We start from the raw sequence: 18,341 nt of genomic DNA, 5'->3' as shown, positions 1-18,341 counted from the left end.
GATTTGGCTCTTTTTTATTATTGATGATTCCTCATAATCCACTCTGCATGAGCATTTGTAGAAGGGGGAGGAGGCGGTGGTGTTTTGTTCTCACTCGGCTCCTTCTTTGCTTTTGCGCTGGAGTTAGAATTTGAATCGGAATTTGTATTCTCATTTTTCGTAGTCTCTGTTGGGGCTTTTGCTTTTTCTCCTATTTCCTTTTCAATTTCGTTACGTGCCGTCTCTACACTGATTGGATCCGGAAGGAAGTAATAAATACCGCCTATTTTTCTGTCTTCTCCTTCAATTTTTAACGTTTGTATTGTAGAAGGATCAAATCCAGAGAGTTTACTGTAAAGAGCAAGTCCGTCTGAAATAGGAATGTCGGTTTTTATATATTTTCCAACGACAGTCGTTAAATCTTTAATTTTAAATACAGTAGAGGCGGAATTTAGTTTTTGAGCAACAGCGGCTAGTAATTGTCTTTGTCTAGCGGCCCGACCATAATCGCCATTTGGATCCTGCTTTCGCATACGGACGTAAGCAAGTGCTTCTTCGCCGTTTAACTCTTGTTTGCCTTGTTTAAATTGGATTTTTTTGTCGTAATCAACATCAGAACGTTCCCAAAAATCGAAGGGAACATCGACTGTAACACCGCCAACAGCATCAACGATACCTTTAAAGCCTTGGAAATCAATTTTAACATAATGGTCTACAGGAACTTTTAGAAAACCTTCGACAGTTTTGATTGCCATTTTTTCTCCACCGTAAGCATGCGCGGCGTTAATTTTGTCTTCTTTATCCTTTCCGACAATTGGAACTCGACTATCACGAGGAATACTCATAAGCGAAACCTTTTGAGTTTTCGGATTGACTGTCGCAAACATTAATGAGTCTGTACGACCATTTTGACCGTCTGTTGCATAATCCTCTATTCCCATAATGAGGATTGTAAAAGGTTCCTTTGTAATTGCTACATCTTCGGTTCTTAAATCCGATTTTTCACGGTTAAATCCACTGTACATCCCCATGAGAGAAGAGTAGGAATTTAAAATATAAAGTCCTACGCTACCAAATAAAAGTGCGAAAATAAGAAAGTAGAAAAGTTTTCTTCTACGTTTCTTTTTTATTCTGCTATTTTGGAGATGATAATAACGTTCTTCCATATATAATCTCCTTAGTTCATTTGTAGGGAATTAATTCACTACATTAATCTTTAAAGGGGATAAGTTAGCTATTCTTAGTTAACGTCTTGTTCTAAGTACAACATATCTCCTTCTTTAATTGTACATTTCCCGTTTGTTAATTCAATCATCCAATTCGTAAATGTTTGTTTCCGATCTTCTTCTACATACGTATCAAATGTGACATTTTCGAGATAATGTATATCTTTAATGGCATATTCTGAATTGCGTAATTCATTTTCAACTTTGCCAAGCAATGTATAATCAATTTCTGTTTGCATAACGCGCATTAGTTTTCGCTCAACAATGCCTACGTGATTAAGTCCTTCACTTGTACATTTTCCATATGCACGAATTAATCCACCAGCACCAAGCTTAATGCCACCAAAATAGCGCGTGACGACAACGACAGTATCTTTTAGACCTCGTTTTTTTAATACCTCTAACATAGGTACACCAGCGGTACCACTTGGTTCGCCGTCATCGTTTGCTTTTTGAATTTGATCTTGTTCACCGATTAAATATGCGGAACAATTATGTGTTGCATTCCAATGTTGTTTTTTTATTTTTTGTATAAATTCTTGGGCTTCCTCTTCAGTTGTGGCTCGATTTACATAGCAAATGAATCTGGATTTTTGAATAACAATTTCGTGCTCACCGTAGCCTTTGACTGTTAAATATTGTAATAACAATGGTATACGCCCCTATCCTTCAAAATGACTGGTACTTTACATTTTAAAAGCGGGCGTTTTTATATTCAAACATTTTTTATAAATATGTTGAAATTTTTGATGATTATTTTATCTTTTTGTTGTAATTTGTCGAGATGGTGATTATAATTTCTAACCTGCATTTTCATGTATTGATGCACCTTTTTTAGTTTTCGTGTAAAATTAGGGAATAAAAATTTTTTATAAGGCAGGTACGAAAATGAAAACAGCTATTGTTACTGATAGTACAGCATATATACCGAAGCATATTCGTGACGAACTAAATATATATATGATTCCATTAAACGTTGTGTTTGGAACGGAATCTTATCAAGAAGAAGCTGAAATTTCAGCAGATGATTTTTATGTAAAAGTACGTGAGCAGGAAGAACTTCCGAAAACTTCGCAGCCAGCAATTGGAAAGTTTTTAGAGTTATATGAAGAATTATCTAAAGAATATGATGCAGTAATTAGTATTCATCTTTCAAGTGGAATTAGTGGTACATACCAAACAGCAACGACAGCTGGACAGATGGTAGATGGTATTAATGTATATACGTACGACTCTGAAATTAGTTGTGAAGTACAAGGGTTTTACGTACGTGAAGGTGCGAAATTAGCAAGTGAAGGCAAGACGCCAGAAGAGATTATCGCTCGCTTCGATGAAATGAAGCAAACGATGGATGCCTATTTTGTAGTGGATGATTTACATCATTTACAACGTGGGGGACGATTAAATAGCGCACAAGCTTTCATCGGCAGTTTGTTACAAGTAAAACCAGTGTTATATTTTAGAGATAAAGTAATTATTCCATTCGAAAAAATTCGTACGCGTAAAAAAGCGTTGAAGCGCATTATTGAAATCTTTGATGAACAGGCAAATAAAGGTGTACCTATGGAAGCTGTCATTATTCATGCAAGTCGTGAAGAGGAAGCTGAGGAATGGAAGAAAGAATTAGAAGAGCAATACCCTCATGTTACAATGCGTACGAGTTATTTCGGAGCTGTAATTGGCACGCATTTGGGTGAAGGTGCACTTGGTTTAGGCTGGTATACGAAGTAATAAAGATATAAAAGCTCTCTTTTTGAAGAGGGTTTTTTTACGGACGTTTTATAAAAATTTGACAAGTTAATATTTGGAAATGGTAAAATGTACGTAAAATTAAATAATGAGGAAAGTTTTATTACTTACTTTTTACAAGAAACTATCTTATAATAGAGGAGAGGTGAAACATATGGAGCATAATTCATGTTTATGTCCAAAATTTGAGTCAGCTTTTACATTGCTTAGTAAGAAATGGACTGGCTTAATTATTAAATCTTTGTTGGAAGAGCCGAAACGCTTTAGAGAAATCGCAGATATTATACCTAATATGAGCGATCGTATGTTGTCAGAACGTTTAAAGGAATTAGAAGGCGAAGGTATTGTAGTTCGTGACGTTTACCCAGAAGTACCAGTTAGAATCGAGTATGGTTTAACTGATAAAGGGAAGGCGTTGGAAAGTGTTATGGATGAAGTCCAAAATTGGGCTGAGAAATGGATGAAGTAACGTTTCAATCTCATTCATGTTGGTATAATTTCAAAACGTAAGGGAGTCCCTTACGTTTTTTCTATTTGTATAAAAAAATGGCGAAACGTTCTTAAAATTCTACATATATATACAAAATTAGATATACTTTGCTATAGAGATAAATGTAATATTACATTTATTTTACAAAACCGTAACATTGGCGAAAAAACTCCCGAATTATGGTATAAAATTTAATAGGTTAAGTACGGAAAAAGAAAAAAGAAAGCGGTGTAAAAAATAAAATGAAAAAGCTAAAAATGGCATCTTGCGCATTAGTTGCAGGGTTAATGTTTTCAGGGCTAACACCAAGTGTATTTGCAGAAGATAAAATTTCTGACGTGAAATCACAAATTAACACACAAAATGACACTTTACATAAACAACAACAAGAGCGTGATGAATTACAAAAACAAATGAATGACTTAAACAAAACAATTCAAGGTTTAGATAAGTCTGTTCAAGAGAATGCTTCAAAACTTGATGAAACAACAAAAAAAGTTGCTGATACTGAGCAATTAATCGAGAAGAAAAATAAAGATATTGCAGAACTACAAACAAAAATTGCAAAACGTGAAGAGTTATTGAGAAAACGTTTAGTTGCACTTCAAGAACAACCAAACACGAACGTTGTAACAGAAGTTCTTGTAAACTCTAAAAACATTGCAGATCTAGTTGATCGCTTCAATTCTATGTCTAAAATTCTTGAGTCTGACGAAGATATCATGAAAACACAACAAGAAGATCAAGTGAACGTGAAAAAAGATGTTGAAACAGTAAAAGAAAAACAAAAAGAATTAAAAGAAGCACAAGCTCAAATTGAAACTGCTAAGAAAGAACTTGACGCTGAAAAAGCGAAAAAAGAAACTGCAGTGAATGATTTAAGCGGTAAAATGGATACCGTTGTAACTACAATGACAAGTACGGAAAGTCAATTGAAAGATCTTGAGAAACAAGCGTTACAATTACAACGTATTGCTGAAGAAGAGGCACAAGCAAAAGCTGCACAAGAAGCTGCTGCTCAAAAACAAGCAGAGCAAGCTGCTAAGGCAAAAGAAGCACAAGCTCAGCCAGCACAAGCGCCTGCTCAACCAGCGGCACCAGCAAACAATGGTGGACAAGCTCAAAAAGAAGAGCCTAAAAAAGAGCAACCTAAGAAAGAACAGCCTAAAAAAGAAGAATCTAAACCAGCACCAAATGCGGGTGGCGTAATCGGTAAAGCACAAAGCTACTTAGGTTTACCATATGTTTGGGGAAGTGCATCTCCATCAAACGGCGGTTTTGACTGTAGTGGATTCATCTCTTACATCTTTGGTGTAGGTCGTCAAGACGTTGCAGGTTACTGGAACTCAGTTTCTAAAGTAAGTAGCCCACAACCTGGAGATTTAGTATTCTTCCAAGGTACTTATAAAGCAGGTCCATCTCACATCGGTATTTACGTTGGGAATGGCCAAATGATTCATGCGAGTGATAAAGGGATTGCTTACGGTGATATTAACAGTTCTTACAACCAGAAACATTTCTTAGGATACGGTCGATTCTAGGATTTATAATTTAATAAAACACGTGTATAAAGTCGATAGCTTACTATTTTATAAGTAGGTTATCGGCTTTTTTGAGTTTTTACGAGATTATGAGAAGGATTTATAGTAGTGCTGGAGGTGGTTTATGATGTTAGCCGGGAAACAGTTACTATTAGAAGAACTCTCTTCAGATTTGCAGGGTGAATTAAATCATTTGAAAAGGAATCGAGAAGTCGTTTGTGTACAAGGTGTAATTAAGAAATCTTCAAAATATATGTGCCAGCGCTGCGGAAATATAGAGCAGCGACTATTTGCGTCATTTTTATGTAAAAGGTGCAATAGGGACTGTACGTATTGCCGAAAGTGCGTAACGATGGGGCGTGTGAGCGAATGTGCTGTACTTGTTCGTGGAATTGCTGAAATAAAAGGAGAAAACTACTTGAATCCGTTACGTTGGACAGGAGTTTTGTCTGCTGGACAGGAATTGGCTGCACAAGGTGTTGTTGAAGCTGTTAAGCGGAAAGAATCATTCTTTATTTGGGCTGTGTGCGGGGCTGGGAAGACGGAAATGTTGTTTCATGGAATTGCAGAGGCACTTCAAAAGGGAGAGAGAGTTTGTATTGCAACGCCGAGAACAGATGTTGTACTTGAATTAGCGCCAAGGTTACAAGAAGCGTTTCCAAATATAAATGTAGCAGCTTTGTATGGAGGGAGTTTAGATCGTGAAAAAGATGCAGTGTTAGTCGTTTCAACTACGCATCAATTGTTACGTTACTATAAATCGTTTCATGTCATGATTGTAGATGAGATAGATGCTTTTCCATATCATGCGGATAAGATGTTACATTACGCAGTAAAACAAGCAATGAAAGAGAAAGCAGCACGTATTTATTTAACAGCAACTCCAGATGAAAAGTGGAAGCGGAAGTTGCGAAGTGGTAAGCAAAAAGGGGTTATTATTTCAGGACGTTATCATCGTCATCCCTTGCCAGTTCCGGTATTTCGGTGGTGTGGAAATTGGAAAAAAGACCTCATGCGTAAAAAGATCCCTCGTGTTTTATTGCAATGGCTAAATATGTACTTATGTAAACAATATCCCATTTTTTTATTTGTTCCTCATGTGCGATACGTAGAAGAAATCAGCTTGTTATTAAAATCAATAAACAGCCAAATTGACGGTGTGCATGCAGAAGATCCGAAGAGAAAAGAAAAGGTAGCGGCTTTTCGAAAGGGAGAAATTCCTTTATTAGTCACAACGACGATTTTGGAGCGAGGGATAACTGTGAAGAATTTACAAGTAGCAGTTTTAGGAGCAGAAGAAGAAATATTTTCAGAAAGTGCTCTCGTTCAAGTTGCAGGGCGTGCTGGTAGAAGTTTTGATGAACCTCATGGAGAGGTCATCTATTTTCATTATGGAAAGACAGAGGCGATGGTACGCGCGAAAAAACATATTCAAAGCATGAATAAAAATGCTAAAGAACAAGGATTGATAGATTAATGCATTGTCTACTTTGTGATGAGCATATTTCACACGCGATTAGTTGGTACACTTTTTTTGTTAAGCTTCATAAAGAGTATATATGTGATAGATGCGAACAAAAACTTTCCTATATTATAGGAGATATTTGTAGAGAGTGTGGTCGACTTTTAGAACTTGTGCTAGCTGAATATAAAAACGGTGATATTTGCACGGATTGCATAAGATGGATGAACGAGGAGAGGTTTCCGTCTCTCATAAATCGTTCGTTGTGTGTGTACAATGAAGGGATGAAAGAAATATTAGCACAGTTTAAGTTTCGAGGAGATGCTGAATTAGTTCATATTTTCTATCAGTCTTTTCGAAGGCTTTTTCAAAAAAAATTTGCGGATGTTTCAGTTGTTATTTCTGTTCCGCTTAGTGAAGAACGAGAATACGAACGTGGTTTTAATCAAGCCGAGTTACTAGCTTCTTGTTTGCCTGTCAAAATGTCTTATACATCATTAAGAAGGATAGAAACAGAAAAGCAAAGTAAGAAGAAGCGCAAAGAAAGGATGTCGGGAAGTAATCCTTTTTATTTTCAGGGAGAAGAGATGTTTCATGGGCAACATGTTTTAATCGTTGATGATGTGTATACAACAGGAATTACAGTTAGGCAAATTGGAAGTCTTTTGTATGATAGAGGAGCGAGGGAGGTTTCTTGTTTGACACTTTGTAGAGGCTAATATGTAAATGTCGAAAGGGATAATAAAAAGACGACAGGTCTTCTTTGACTTACGATCTTGTCATTCGCTATAGTCAGACTATGGGGCGAATGCCCTGATTTTTAGAGTGAAGGGAATGGAATGAACATGCAAGGAAGAGTAAAATGGTTCAATGCAGAAAAGGGATTTGGGTTTATTGAGCGTGAAAATGGTGACGATGTTTTTGTCCATTTTTCTGCTATTCAACAAGAAGGATATAAGTCGTTAGAAGAAGGGCAACAAGTGCAGTTTGATATTGTTGATGGCGCACGTGGACCACAAGCGGCTAATGTTGTGAAGTTGTAAAAATTACGTTTTTGGAAAAGATAGAGCTGTATTTGTGGCAGCATTTTATAAATTATGGAAGCTCTTGTTTGTAACAAGGGTTTTTTTGTTGTAGGAAGAGTTGTCAAAAAGTTGTTTCTTTTCTGTAACGAATTGTCCACAGTTACATTCGTTATTCACGATGTTAATAGGATAAAATAAAGATAGAAACGATGCATCTTTTCATTTCAACAAAAAATGATAAAAAAATCGCAATTCCACTAATTTTTTTAAAAAAGTTAGAAGGAGTTTTTAAGCCAGTGTCGAAATTATAGTACATAGGCTTGAAAGGAGGAATTCATCTATGAAATTCAACATTCGTGGTGAAAATATTGAAGTAACTCCAGCATTAAAGGAATATGTAGAGAAAAAGCTAAGTAAATTAGAGCGTTATTTTGATACATTCCCAGAGATTAAGGTTAATTTAAAAGTATACTCTGACAAGCAACGTATCGAGGTAACAATTCCATTTACAGATTTATTACTTCGTGCAGAAGAAACAAATAGCGATATGTACGCTGCAATTGATTTAGTAGTTGATAAAATTGAGCGACAAATTCGTAAACATAAAACAAAAGTAAACCGTAAATTACGTGAAAAGGGTTCTGTTAAAAACAACTTTATCCTTCCAGAAGCAGTAGCTGTTCTGGATGAGGTAGAAGAGGATGAATTAGAACTTGTACGTACAAAACGATTCGATTTAAAACCGATGGACGTTGAAGAAGCGATCTTACAAATGGATATGCTAGGACATAATTTCTTCGTCTTCACAAATGCGGATACAAATGAAACTAATGTTGTATATGGCCGTAAAGACGGAAAATATGGTTTAATCGAAACAAAATAATAATTCAAAAGCGCAGCCGAAAGGGGCTGCGCTTTTTTATATATTCTTATTGTTGTTTTTCGTAATGAGATTTAGAAGTCATGTCTCGTTACTGTCAATTGTATTACTATTCCAAAAGGATCTCGAATAATGGCATAACCAGGGCTGAAGGAGTTTTTTTAAAAAGGTGTTAAAATATGAACTTCATCATGTTGAATTAGCTTGTGATAGAGTGCTTCAATGGTTTGGAAATCTTTAGATTGAATACATAAAGATAAGCTGTTACTGAGATTGAATGAACAATTTGTAATAGCAAGATTTAGTTTATTTGAACAGCTTAAATAAAATAGTAGGGATTGTAGCTGAAAAAAATTCCTGAAACTAGGCCCGACATTTGGACGATTGTTGTCATAGTTATAAGACAAGTGTTACAATTATCATTAGGTTTATACATTTTAGTTTTTTTAATTAGGAGAAAAATTGGCATAACATAAATTTGATTTTTATAACGACTGATTGTAAAGAGAAAAAGAAAGCAATCAGAAGTTTTATTTTAATAAAAAGAGGAGCGTATTTCCTATGATCGGTATTTTAAAAAAGGTGTTTGATGTCAACCAACGCCAAATTAAACGTATGCAGAAGACAGTGGAGAAGATTGATGCATTAGAATCATCTATTAAGCCACTAACTGATGAGCAATTAAAAGGGAAGACGCTTGAATTTAAAGAACGTCTAACAAAAGGTGAGACAGTAGATGATCTACTTCCTGAGGCTTTTGCAGTTGTTCGTGAAGCCGCAACTCGTGTTCTTGGAATGCGTCCATATGGTGTGCAGCTAATGGGTGGTATTGCCTTACATGAAGGAAATATCTCTGAGATGAAAACGGGTGAAGGTAAAACGTTAACGTCTACTTTACCTGTATATTTAAATGCTTTAACAGGAAAAGGTGTTCACGTTGTTACAGTCAATGAATATTTAGCACAACGTGATGCGAGTGAAATGGGACAGCTACATGAGTTCCTTGGTTTAACAGTAGGAATTAACTTAAACAGTATGTCACGTGAAGAGAAGCAAGCTGCTTATGCTGCTGATATTACGTATAGCACAAATAATGAGCTTGGATTCGATTACTTACGTGACAACATGGTGTTATATAGAGAGCAGTGCGTTCAGCGTCCGCTTCATTTTGCTATCATCGATGAAGTCGATTCTATTTTAGTCGATGAAGCACGTACGCCGCTTATTATTTCTGGACAAGCTCAAAAGTCAACAGAGCTATACATGTTTGCAAATGCATTCGTTCGTACATTAGAAAATGAAAAAGAGTATTCATTTGATGTGAAAACGAAAAATGTAATGTTAACAGAAGATGGTATTACGAAAGCTGAGAAAGCTTTCCATATTGATAACTTATTCGATTTAAAACATGTCGCACTTCTTCACCATATTAATCAGGGGCTGCGTGCACACGTTGTTATGCACCGTGATACAGATTATGTTGTACAAGAAGGCGAAATCGTAATTGTAGACCAATTCACTGGCCGTCTTATGAAAGGTCGTCGTTATAGCGAAGGTTTACACCAAGCTATTGAAGCAAAAGAGGGCGTAGAAATTCAAAATGAAAGTATGACGCTTGCAACAATTACGTTCCAGAACTACTTCCGTATGTACGAAAAGTTATCTGGTATGACTGGTACAGCGAAAACGGAAGAAGAAGAATTCCGTAGTATTTACAATATGAATGTTATCGTAATTCCAACGAACAAAGATATTATTCGTGATGACCGTGCTGATTTAATCTTCAAATCAATGGAAGGTAAATTCAATGCAGTTGTTGAGGATATTGTAAAGCGTCATAAACAAGGGCAACCTATTCTTGTTGGTACAGTTGCAATTGAAACGTCAGAGCTTATTTCAAAAATGTTAACACGTAAAGGTGTACGTCATAACATCTTAAACGCAAAAAACCATGCGCGTGAAGCAGATATCATTGCAGAAGCTGGTAGTAAAGGCGCTGTAACAATTGCGACGAATATGGCTGGTCGTGGTACGGATATTAAGTTAGGCGACGATATTAAAAACGTTGGTCTAGCAGTTATCGGTACAGAGCGTCATGAAAGCCGTCGTATTGATAATCAGTTACGTGGTCGTGCTGGTCGTCAAGGGGACCCTGGTGTAACACAGTTCTACTTATCAATGGAAGATGAACTAATGCGCCGCTTCGGTTCTGACAATATGAAAGCGATGATGGATCGTCTTGGTATGGATGATTCACAGCCAATCGAAAGTAAAATGGTTTCTCGTGCTGTAGAATCTGCACAAAAACGTGTAGAAGGAAATAACTATGATGCACGTAAACAACTGCTACAATACGACGATGTACTTCGTCAACAACGTGAGGTAATTTACAAGCAGCGTCAAGAAGTAATGGATTCAGAGAACTTACGCAGTATTATTGAAGGTATGATGAAATCTACGATAGAACGTGTTGTTGCACTTCATACGCAAGAAGAAATCGAGGAAGATTGGAACATTAAAGGTCTTGTCGATTACTTAAATACAAACCTTCTTGAAGAAGGAGATGTAAAAGAAGAAGAATTACGTCGTCTTGCTCCAGAAGAAATGAACGAATTAATCATCGCGAAATTATTAGCGCGTTATAACGAAAGAGAAAAACTTCTCCCTGAAGAGCAGACGCGTGAATTCGAAAAAGTTGTTGTATTCCGTGTTGTAGATACGAAATGGACAGATCATATCGATGCAATGGATCAACTTCGTGAAGGTATCCATTTACGTGCTTATGGACAAATCGATCCACTTCGTGAATACCAAATGGAAGGATTCGCAATGTTCGAATCGATGATTGCTTCTATTGAAGAGGAAATTTCTCGCTACATCATGAAGGCTGAAATTGAGCAAAACCTAGAGCGCCAAGAAGTTGTTCAAGGTGAAGCTATTCATCCATCAAGCGATGGCGAAGAGGCGAAGAAAAAACCGGTTGTAAAAGGTGATCAAGTAGGCCGTAATGATTTATGTAAGTGCGGTAGTGGCAAGAAATATAAAAACTGCTGTGGTATTGGGAAGTAATATGAAACTGTAGCTTAGACTGCTTTGCAAATTATAGTAAAAAGGGATTAAACTCTCTCCGTAATAAGCGGAGAGAGTTTCCCTTGTTTTCATATGAAAGTAACAGCAATTACATAGAGGTGAAGGAAATGGAATTAGTAGAAATTAGACAAGAATTAGAGAAAATGGCTAAGAGATTAGCGGCTTTTAGGGGGTCTCTTTGACCTTCCTACTAAGGAGAAACAAATTGCAGAATTAGAAGAAACGATGATGGGCGCAGGATTTTGGGATGACCAACAAGGCGCACAAACTGTAATCAACGAGGCTAATGCGTTAAAAGACATGGTTGGAAAGTTCCGTCAGTTAGATGAGACGTTCGAAAACTTAGAAGTAACGCATGAATTACTTAAAGAAGAGTACGATGAAGATTTACATGAGGAACTAGAATCTGAAGTGAAAACTTTAATTCAAGAAATGAATGAGTATGAGCTTCAGTTATTACTAAGCGATCCTTATGATAAAAATAACGCCATTTTAGAATTACACCCAGGTGCAGGTGGAACAGAGTCACAGGACTGGGGTTCTATGTTATTACGTATGTACACGCGCTGGGCTGAAAAACGTGGATTTAAAGTAGAAACTGTTGACTACTTACCGGGCGATGAAGCTGGTATTAAGAGTGTTACATTATTAATTAAAGGGCATAATGCTTACGGTTACTTGAAAGCAGAGAAAGGTGTACATCGTCTTGTACGTATTTCACCGTTCGACTCTTCAGGTCGTCGTCATACATCATTCGTATCTTGTGAAGTTGTACCTGAGTTCAATGATGAAGTTGAAATTGAAGTGCGTACAGAAGATTTAAAAATAGATACGTACCGTGCAAGTGGTGCAGGTGGACAGCACATTAATACGACAGATTCAGCAGTTCGTATTACGCATACACCGACAAATACGGTTGTAACATGTCAGTCAGAGCGTTCTCAAATTAAAAACCGTGAGCACGCAATGAAAATGTTGAAAGCGAAGTTATATCAAAAGAAACTAGAAGAGCAACAAGCACAATTAGATGAAATCCGCGGGGAGCAAAAAGAAATCGGATGGGGTAGCCAAATCCGTTCTTACGTATTCCACCCGTATTCTCTTGTAAAAGACCACCGTACAAATACAGAGGTTGGTAACGTACAGGCAGTTATGGATGGAGAAATTGATCCATTTATTGATGCTTATTTACGTTCTCGCATTTAATAAGAGAAAAAGCCAACAGAATTGTTGGCGCATGCTGAGGTAAAAGAGGATATAAAGAGGTTTATCTTATTTATATTGATGAAATAAAGAGGAAGAGAAGTTGGAAACGACAACTTCTCTTTTTGATGAGATTATATGTAGCATATAATGCCGTATATTGTTTTGTAAAAAGTAGAAAATAGTAAAACAGAGCGGTAATGGAGTAGGACTGTATATGGGATTTCTCTGATTTTGTTTGGAGAAAGAGGTTCTTTATAGAACTTTCTAAGGTGTTCACAGAATTGAAACAATTTGTGAAAGCTTTATTTTATTAGGCTTCTCACCATATTTGTGAAAAATATGAAATATACCTTAGTTTTTCTATATAAAGATAATGCTTATAATGAATAATGAGTGTGTATGAAGAATATCAACAATGGGGAGCGATAGAAGTGAAAAAGAAATTGTTGGCTATTGCGTTAGGGACATCAGTCGTTTTTGCTTTAGGAGCATGTGGAAATAAAGAAGAGACTAAGTCTTCCAATCAATCTGCAAGTACAGATAGTGCAGAACAAATTTTCCAAAAAAGTTGTGCAGGTTGTCACGCGAAAGACTTATCAGGAGCAACTGGACCTGATTTAAGAAAAGTAGGCGGTAAGTATGAAGCTGCAGATATCGAAGAAATTATTAAAAAAGGTCGCGGCGCAATGTCACCTGGACTTATTCAAGGTGAGGACGCAAAAAAAGTAGCTGAATGGTTAGCTGAGCATAAATAAAAAAGGTGAAATAGACGAGTTGATTATATGATCTTACCTAAAAGCGATATAGGTTAAGAACTATGTCAGCTCGTTTCAATTTATCCCGCTATTTGCGGGCGGTAAGACTCTCACCTCAAAATTCGGCTGTAAAGCAAAGGAGTTAGGTGGGAGTTAGGCTGCCCGTAAAAGCCCGATTGGTGAGGGCTAATAATCAGTGGGGGATGAACAAAACCCCCACTGATTAAAGTTTCACTTTATCAGGATGTAACATAACTGTAACAAAAATGTATCCGAACTGGAAACCGATTGATGTTACAATGAGGTTTGTAGAATTTTGATGAAATATATTACATAGAGCGGCGTTGCTAATAAAAGGCATGTAAGGAAGCTGCCTTCAACAAGAATGGTAAACAGAGAATAAAAGTTTTTATTTTATTTTCAAATGCACAGAAAAGTATTTCGAAAAAAAATCATTAAGTATTGGGTGATAAATAATGATAAAAATGACGAATGTTTATAAGGAGTATCCGAATGGTATGAAAGCCATTGCTGGTCTCACAGTTAACATTAAACAAGGTGAATTCGTATACGTAGTTGGACCGAGTGGAGCCGGAAAATCTACATTTATTAAAATGATGTATCGTGAAGAGAAACCATCTACAGGATCAATTAATGTAAATGGACTTGTAATTGAAACATTAGCAGAAAGAGATGTTCCGTATTTCCGTCGTCAATTAGGCGTGATCTTCCAAGATTTTAAATTGCTACCTAAATTAACGGTATATGAGAATGTTGCGTTTGCTTTAGAAGTAATTGAAGAAGAGCCAGATGCGATTCGTGAACGTGTTACAGAAGTGTTAGGTCTTGTAGGTCTAGATGATCGTGCAGATGCACTTCCAAGTGAACTTTCGGGCGGAGAGCAACAACGTGTGGCGATTGCAAGAGCGATTGTAAATAAGCCAAAGGTTGTAATTGCCGATGAGCCAACAGGTAACTTAGATATTGAAACAGCTCTTGATATTATGAAGATTTTTAAACGCATTAATGAGCGTGGTACAACGATTGTTATGGCGACACATAACGCAGATATCGTAAATACAATTCGTCATCGTGTAATTGCGATTGAAGGCGGAAAAATTGTTCGAGATGAGATTGAGGGAGGATACGGATATGAAGACTAATACCCTTAGTCGACATTTGCGAGAAGGTGTAAAAAATCTATCCCGTAATGGATGGATGACATTTGCTTCTGTTAGTGCAGTAACAGTTACATTACTACTTGTAGGTGTCTTTTTAACAGCGATTATGAATATGAACCATTTTGCGACGAAAGTAGAGCAAGATGTAGAAATTCGTGTGCATATTGATCCAGCGGCAAAAGAAGCTGATCAAAAGAAATTAGAAGAAGATATGAGTAAGATTTCGAAAGTAGATTCTATTAAATATTCTTCTAAAGAAGAAGAGTTGAAACGTTTAATTAAAAGCTTAGGCGATAGTGGAAAAACGTTCGAGTTATTTGAGCAAGATAACCCACTGAAAAACGTATTTGTTGTAAAGGCGAAAGAACCAACAGATACGGCAACAATTGCGAAAAAGATTGAGAAAATGCAGTTTGTAAGTAATGTTCAATACGGTAAAGGTCAAGTTGAAAAATTATTTGATACTGTAAAAACTGGTCGTAACATCGGGATTCTGTTAATTGCTGGGCTTCTATTCACAGCGATGTTCTTAATCTCTAACACAATTAAAATTACAATTTATGCTCGTAGTACTGAAATTGAAATTATGAAACTTGTTGGTGCAACAAACTGGTTTATTCGTTGGCCGTTCTTGTTAGAGGGATTATTCCTAGGAGTATTAGGATCAATTATTCCAATTGGCGTAATTTTAGTTATATATAATTCACTACAAGGTGTGTTTAATGAAAAACTTGGCGGAACAATTTTCGAGCTTCTACCATACAACCCATTCGTATTCCAATTAGCTGGTTTATTAGTGTTAATCGGTGCATTAATCGGTATGTGGGGAAGTGTAATGTCAATTCGTCGCTTCTTAAAAGTATAAAAAGTTGCAAACATAATTCGTACAAGCTTATCATATAGTAGAAATAGGTAAAGGCATCACACATCGTGTGATGCCTTTTGCTACACCACCTGTGTGTTCTGGAAAGGGGAATTCCGCATTGAAACGTAGAGTTGCAATTATTGGAATGGTTGTTGCATTTTTAATTGGTGCTGGCGGTATGTTTGGCGGTATGTACTTGTTTGGGATCAACCCAGCGTATGTAACGCAAACAGTATCGAATGGCAATGCTGGCACAGCGCAAGGGAATTTGGCAAAGATTAATGAGGCGTATGCACTAATTGATTCACGTTATGTGGAAGACGTGAAAGACGACAAGTTAGTCGAAGGTGCAATACAAGGAATGTTGTCTACGCTGAAGGACCCTTATTCCACGTATATGGATAAAGAAACGGCAAAACAGTTTAGTCAGTCGCTGGATCCTGAACTTGAAGGGATTGGAGCTGAAGTGAACAAAACGGACGGTAAGCTTATTATCGTATCACCAATTAAAGGTTCACCAGCAGAAAAGGTAGGAATTAAACCGAATGACCAAATTTTATCTGTAGATGGAAATAGTGTGAAAGACTTATCACGAGAAGAAGCAGTATTAAAAATTCGTGGTAAAAAAGGAACGACTGTTGCAATTGAAATTAAGCGCGCAGGAGTGGCTGATCCGATAGAATTTAAAATTAAGCGTGAAAAGATTCCGATTTTCACTGTATTTAGTTCTGTAAAGCAAGAGAGCGGAAAAGATATCGGTTATATGCAAATTACTTCTTTCGCTGAAAATACTGCGAAAGAATTTAAGGATCAGTTAAAAGAGTTAGAGAAGAAAAATATAAAAGGCTTAGTTATTGACGTGCGTGGTAATCCTGGCGGTTATTTAAATAGCGTAGAAGATATACTAGGGGAAATCATGACGAATAAAAAGCCGATGCTACAAGTAGAAGAGCGAAATGGTCAGAAGAAGAAATTCTCTACGGAACTTAAAGAGAGAAAGCCTTATCCAATTTCGGTATTGATTGATAATGGGAGTGCTTCTGCTTCAGAGATTTTAGCGGGTGCGCTGAAAGAGGGAGAAGGCTACGATTTAATTGGTGAAAAAACGTTTGGTAAAGGTACTGTCCAGCAAGCTGTTCCATTTAAAGATGGCAGTAACATTAAATTAACGATGTTTAAATGGTTAACACCAGACGGCAATTGGATTCATAAAAAAGGAATTGCGCCAACTGTAGAAGTGAAGCAACCAGATTATTATCATGCGACACCAATTCAAATTGAAAAGACACTTTCATACAATGCAAATGATGTGCAAGTAAAACACGCGCAAGAAATGCTTAAGAGCTTAGGATATGTACCAGGCCGTGAAGATGGATACTTTAGTAAGGAGACAGAATCAGCACTGAAAGCATTCCAAAATTCGAATGAGATGGAAGCGACAGGACAACTTGATAAAAAGACAGCTGAAGCGATTCAAACTAAAATTATTGAAAAAATCCGTTCTGGAGAAAATGATTTACAATTACAAACAGCATTGAAATTAATAGTGAAATAAGAAATACAGGCACTTTGGTGCCTGTATTTTTTTATGTGTTAAACACACGTTTCTTTAGTTATGATAAGATAAAAAGAAAGAATGATATAAATGGTGGTGAATGAATTCGTGGAGGCATGGCTTTTTGAAATACTACGAGCAGTTGGACGTTTTTTCTTACACCCTGCTGTCTATGTATTTTTAATTAGTAGTATCTTCGTTGGATACTTACGTATATTACGAGAACGAAAAGACTTTTCTTTTAAAGTATATGATATTTGGTTTGAACTGCGAACATCTCTGTTTGCAGGAGTTGGATACGGATTAATCGTATCTATTATTACGGTTGGGCTTGGGCTCGTTGTTTCAAAAGCGAGTATATGGATGATTTTAATTTGGACGCTAGTATTCGGACTAACTGCTATGTATCGATATCTATCTGCAGCTTATACGTTCGGAATCGCAATTGCATTCGTTTTATTATCTTCTAAGATGCCAATTTCCTTCTTACAGCTTGGGGAAGGGGAAGAGGGTACGATTGTATCACTTGCTATTCTACTAGGCGTTATGCTCGTTGTAGAGGGCTTATTAATCTCTAAAAATGCAGTACGGTATTCTACGCCAAAAATTAAAAAGGGTAAGCGTGGTTTAAGAATTGGGCTACATGAATCAAATCGCTTGTGGCTTGTACCAGTATTTATTCTTATACCAGGAGACGCGGTGACAAATGTTATTTCTTGGTGGCCTGTCGTTTCAATTGGTTCGACTACATACTCTCTATTCCTTGTTCCGTTTTTAATTGGATTTAGGAGAAAGATTAGAAGTTATGAGCCGACGGAAGCTTTATTATTTACAGGAAGACGTGTCTATGGATTAGCAGGAATCGTACTTGTTTTAGGTATCGCAAGTTACTGGTGGCACGTACTCGCAATTATCGCGATGGGAGTCGCAATGCTTGGACGCTTCACGATCTCGATGCAAGAGAAGATTGCAGACGAGACAAGGCCAGCATACTTTGCCGCACGTAATGATGGACTTGTTGTGTTAGATACAATTCCGAATACAATTGGGGCAGAGATGAATTTAAAGCCTGGGGAAGTTATTACGAAAGTAAATGGAATCATTCCAAGAAGTACCGAAGAGTTTTATGATGCGCTTCAAACGAAGACGACAGGAGCGTTTTGTAAATTAGAAGTGTTAGATACTAATGGTGAGCTTCGTCTTGCTCAAACGGCATTATACGCCGGGGGCCATCATGAATTAGGTGTTGTATTTGTTCAGCAAGAGCACGATTGGGATTCGGAAGCGATATGATAGAAATCAAGGTGTCACCTAGTCAAAAAATTGACTAGGTGACA

General features: G+C 36.9%; 15 protein-coding genes and 2 pseudogenes. 14 read left to right on the top strand and 3 right to left on the bottom strand.

The genetic code is table 11. The features are described 5' to 3' along the window. Positions 1-17: 17 nt before the first annotated feature. Both MR109_RS06355 and MR109_RS06350 read right to left on the bottom strand, forming a co-directional pair. Positions 18-1,145, bottom strand: coding sequence for an LCP family protein (locus MR109_RS06355; RefSeq protein ID WP_242271327.1), 1,128 nt, complete (start codon positions 1,143-1,145; stop codon positions 18-20). Between the two features lie 74 nt (positions 1,146-1,219). Continuing rightward, positions 1,220-1,855, bottom strand: a complete 636-nt coding sequence (locus MR109_RS06350) for a YigZ family protein (protein ID WP_242271326.1) — start codon at positions 1,853-1,855, stop codon at positions 1,220-1,222. A 238-nt stretch (positions 1,856-2,093) separates the two neighbouring features. Here MR109_RS06350 and MR109_RS06345 point away from each other — a divergent pair, with 238 nt between their 5' ends. From MR109_RS06345 to hpf, 7 genes and pseudogenes are all read left to right on the top strand, one after another. Continuing rightward, positions 2,094-2,936 (top strand): DegV family protein, encoded by an 843-nt coding sequence (locus MR109_RS06345; protein WP_242271325.1) that lies wholly within the window; start codon positions 2,094-2,096, stop codon positions 2,934-2,936. 172 nt (positions 2,937-3,108) lie between these two features. After that, positions 3,109-3,423, top strand: coding sequence for a winged helix-turn-helix transcriptional regulator (locus MR109_RS06340; protein WP_242271324.1), 315 nt, complete (start codon positions 3,109-3,111; stop codon positions 3,421-3,423). A 133-nt stretch (positions 3,424-3,556) separates the two neighbouring features. Then, positions 3,557-4,985 (top strand): annotated as a pseudogene (locus tag MR109_RS06335) (C40 family peptidase). A gap of 127 nt (positions 4,986-5,112) precedes the next feature. Beyond that, the gene (gene comFA / locus MR109_RS06330; protein WP_242271677.1) at positions 5,113-6,462 is read left to right on the top strand and encodes an ATP-dependent helicase ComFA; all 1,350 of its coding nucleotides are present in this window, start codon (positions 5,113-5,115) and stop codon (positions 6,460-6,462) included. Then, positions 6,462-7,166, top strand: coding sequence for a ComF family protein (locus tag MR109_RS06325; protein WP_242271323.1), 705 nt, complete (start codon positions 6,462-6,464; stop codon positions 7,164-7,166). Before comFA ends, MR109_RS06325 begins: the two co-directional genes overlap by 1 nt. Positions 7,167-7,292: 126 nt before the next feature. Further along, on the top strand, positions 7,293-7,490 hold the full coding sequence (gene cspC / locus MR109_RS06320) for a cold shock protein CspC (RefSeq protein WP_033719670.1): 198 nt from the start codon (positions 7,293-7,295) through the stop codon (positions 7,488-7,490). 322 nt (positions 7,491-7,812) lie between these two features. Then, a complete protein-coding gene (hpf, locus tag MR109_RS06315; protein ID WP_002174210.1) occupies positions 7,813-8,355 on the top strand; it encodes a ribosome hibernation-promoting factor, HPF/YfiA family in 543 nt (180 codons plus the stop codon). A 71-nt stretch (positions 8,356-8,426) separates the two neighbouring features. Here hpf and MR109_RS06310 read toward each other — a convergent pair. Next, positions 8,427-8,630: pseudogene (locus MR109_RS06310) on the bottom strand (VOC family protein); the annotation flags it as partial. A 283-nt stretch (positions 8,631-8,913) separates the two neighbouring features. Here MR109_RS06310 and secA point away from each other — a divergent pair. From secA to MR109_RS06275, 7 genes are all read left to right on the top strand, one after another. Next, positions 8,914-11,421 carry a preprotein translocase subunit SecA gene (gene secA, locus MR109_RS06305; RefSeq protein ID WP_242271321.1) on the top strand — a complete coding sequence of 836 codons (2,508 nt, stop codon included), beginning with the start codon at positions 8,914-8,916 and terminating at the stop codon, positions 11,419-11,421. 128 nt (positions 11,422-11,549) lie between these two features. Then, a protein-coding gene (gene prfB, locus MR109_RS06300; protein ID WP_115610299.1) for a peptide chain release factor 2 occupies positions 11,550-12,648 on the top strand; the annotation gives its coding sequence in 2 pieces (ribosomal slippage) (positions 11,550-11,621 and positions 11,623-12,648; 1,098 coding nt in all). 431 nt (positions 12,649-13,079) lie between these two features. Further along, complete coding sequence (gene cccB / locus MR109_RS06295; RefSeq protein WP_025148195.1) at positions 13,080-13,403, top strand: cytochrome c551; 324 nt, start codon at positions 13,080-13,082, stop codon at positions 13,401-13,403. A gap of 476 nt (positions 13,404-13,879) precedes the next feature. Further along, on the top strand, positions 13,880-14,566 hold the full coding sequence (gene ftsE / locus MR109_RS06290) for a cell division ATP-binding protein FtsE (protein ID WP_033719608.1): 687 nt from the start codon (positions 13,880-13,882) through the stop codon (positions 14,564-14,566). After that, positions 14,556-15,449, top strand: a complete 894-nt coding sequence (gene ftsX, locus MR109_RS06285) for a permease-like cell division protein FtsX (RefSeq protein ID WP_242271320.1) — start codon at positions 14,556-14,558, stop codon at positions 15,447-15,449. The genes ftsE and ftsX overlap by 11 nt, the downstream gene beginning before the upstream one ends. Positions 15,450-15,567: 118 nt before the next feature. After that, positions 15,568-17,004: a S41 family peptidase gene (locus MR109_RS06280; protein WP_088030431.1), complete on the top strand. Its 1,437-nt coding sequence runs from the start codon at positions 15,568-15,570 to the stop codon at positions 17,002-17,004. Positions 17,005-17,112: 108 nt separating this feature from the next. Continuing rightward, positions 17,113-18,297 carry a PDZ domain-containing protein gene (locus tag MR109_RS06275; RefSeq protein WP_242271319.1) on the top strand — a complete coding sequence of 395 codons (1,185 nt, stop codon included), beginning with the start codon at positions 17,113-17,115 and terminating at the stop codon, positions 18,295-18,297. Positions 18,298-18,341: the final 44 nt, after the last annotated feature.

Origin of the sequence: Bacillus cereus group sp. BfR-BA-01310, assembly GCF_022664325.1 — a bacterium.
In the GTDB taxonomy this organism is placed as follows: domain Bacteria; phylum Bacillota; class Bacilli; order Bacillales; family Bacillaceae_G; genus Bacillus_A; species Bacillus_A paramycoides.
Note: the sequence above shows the minus strand (reverse complement) of the source record. Positions and strands in the feature narration are given on the sequence as shown.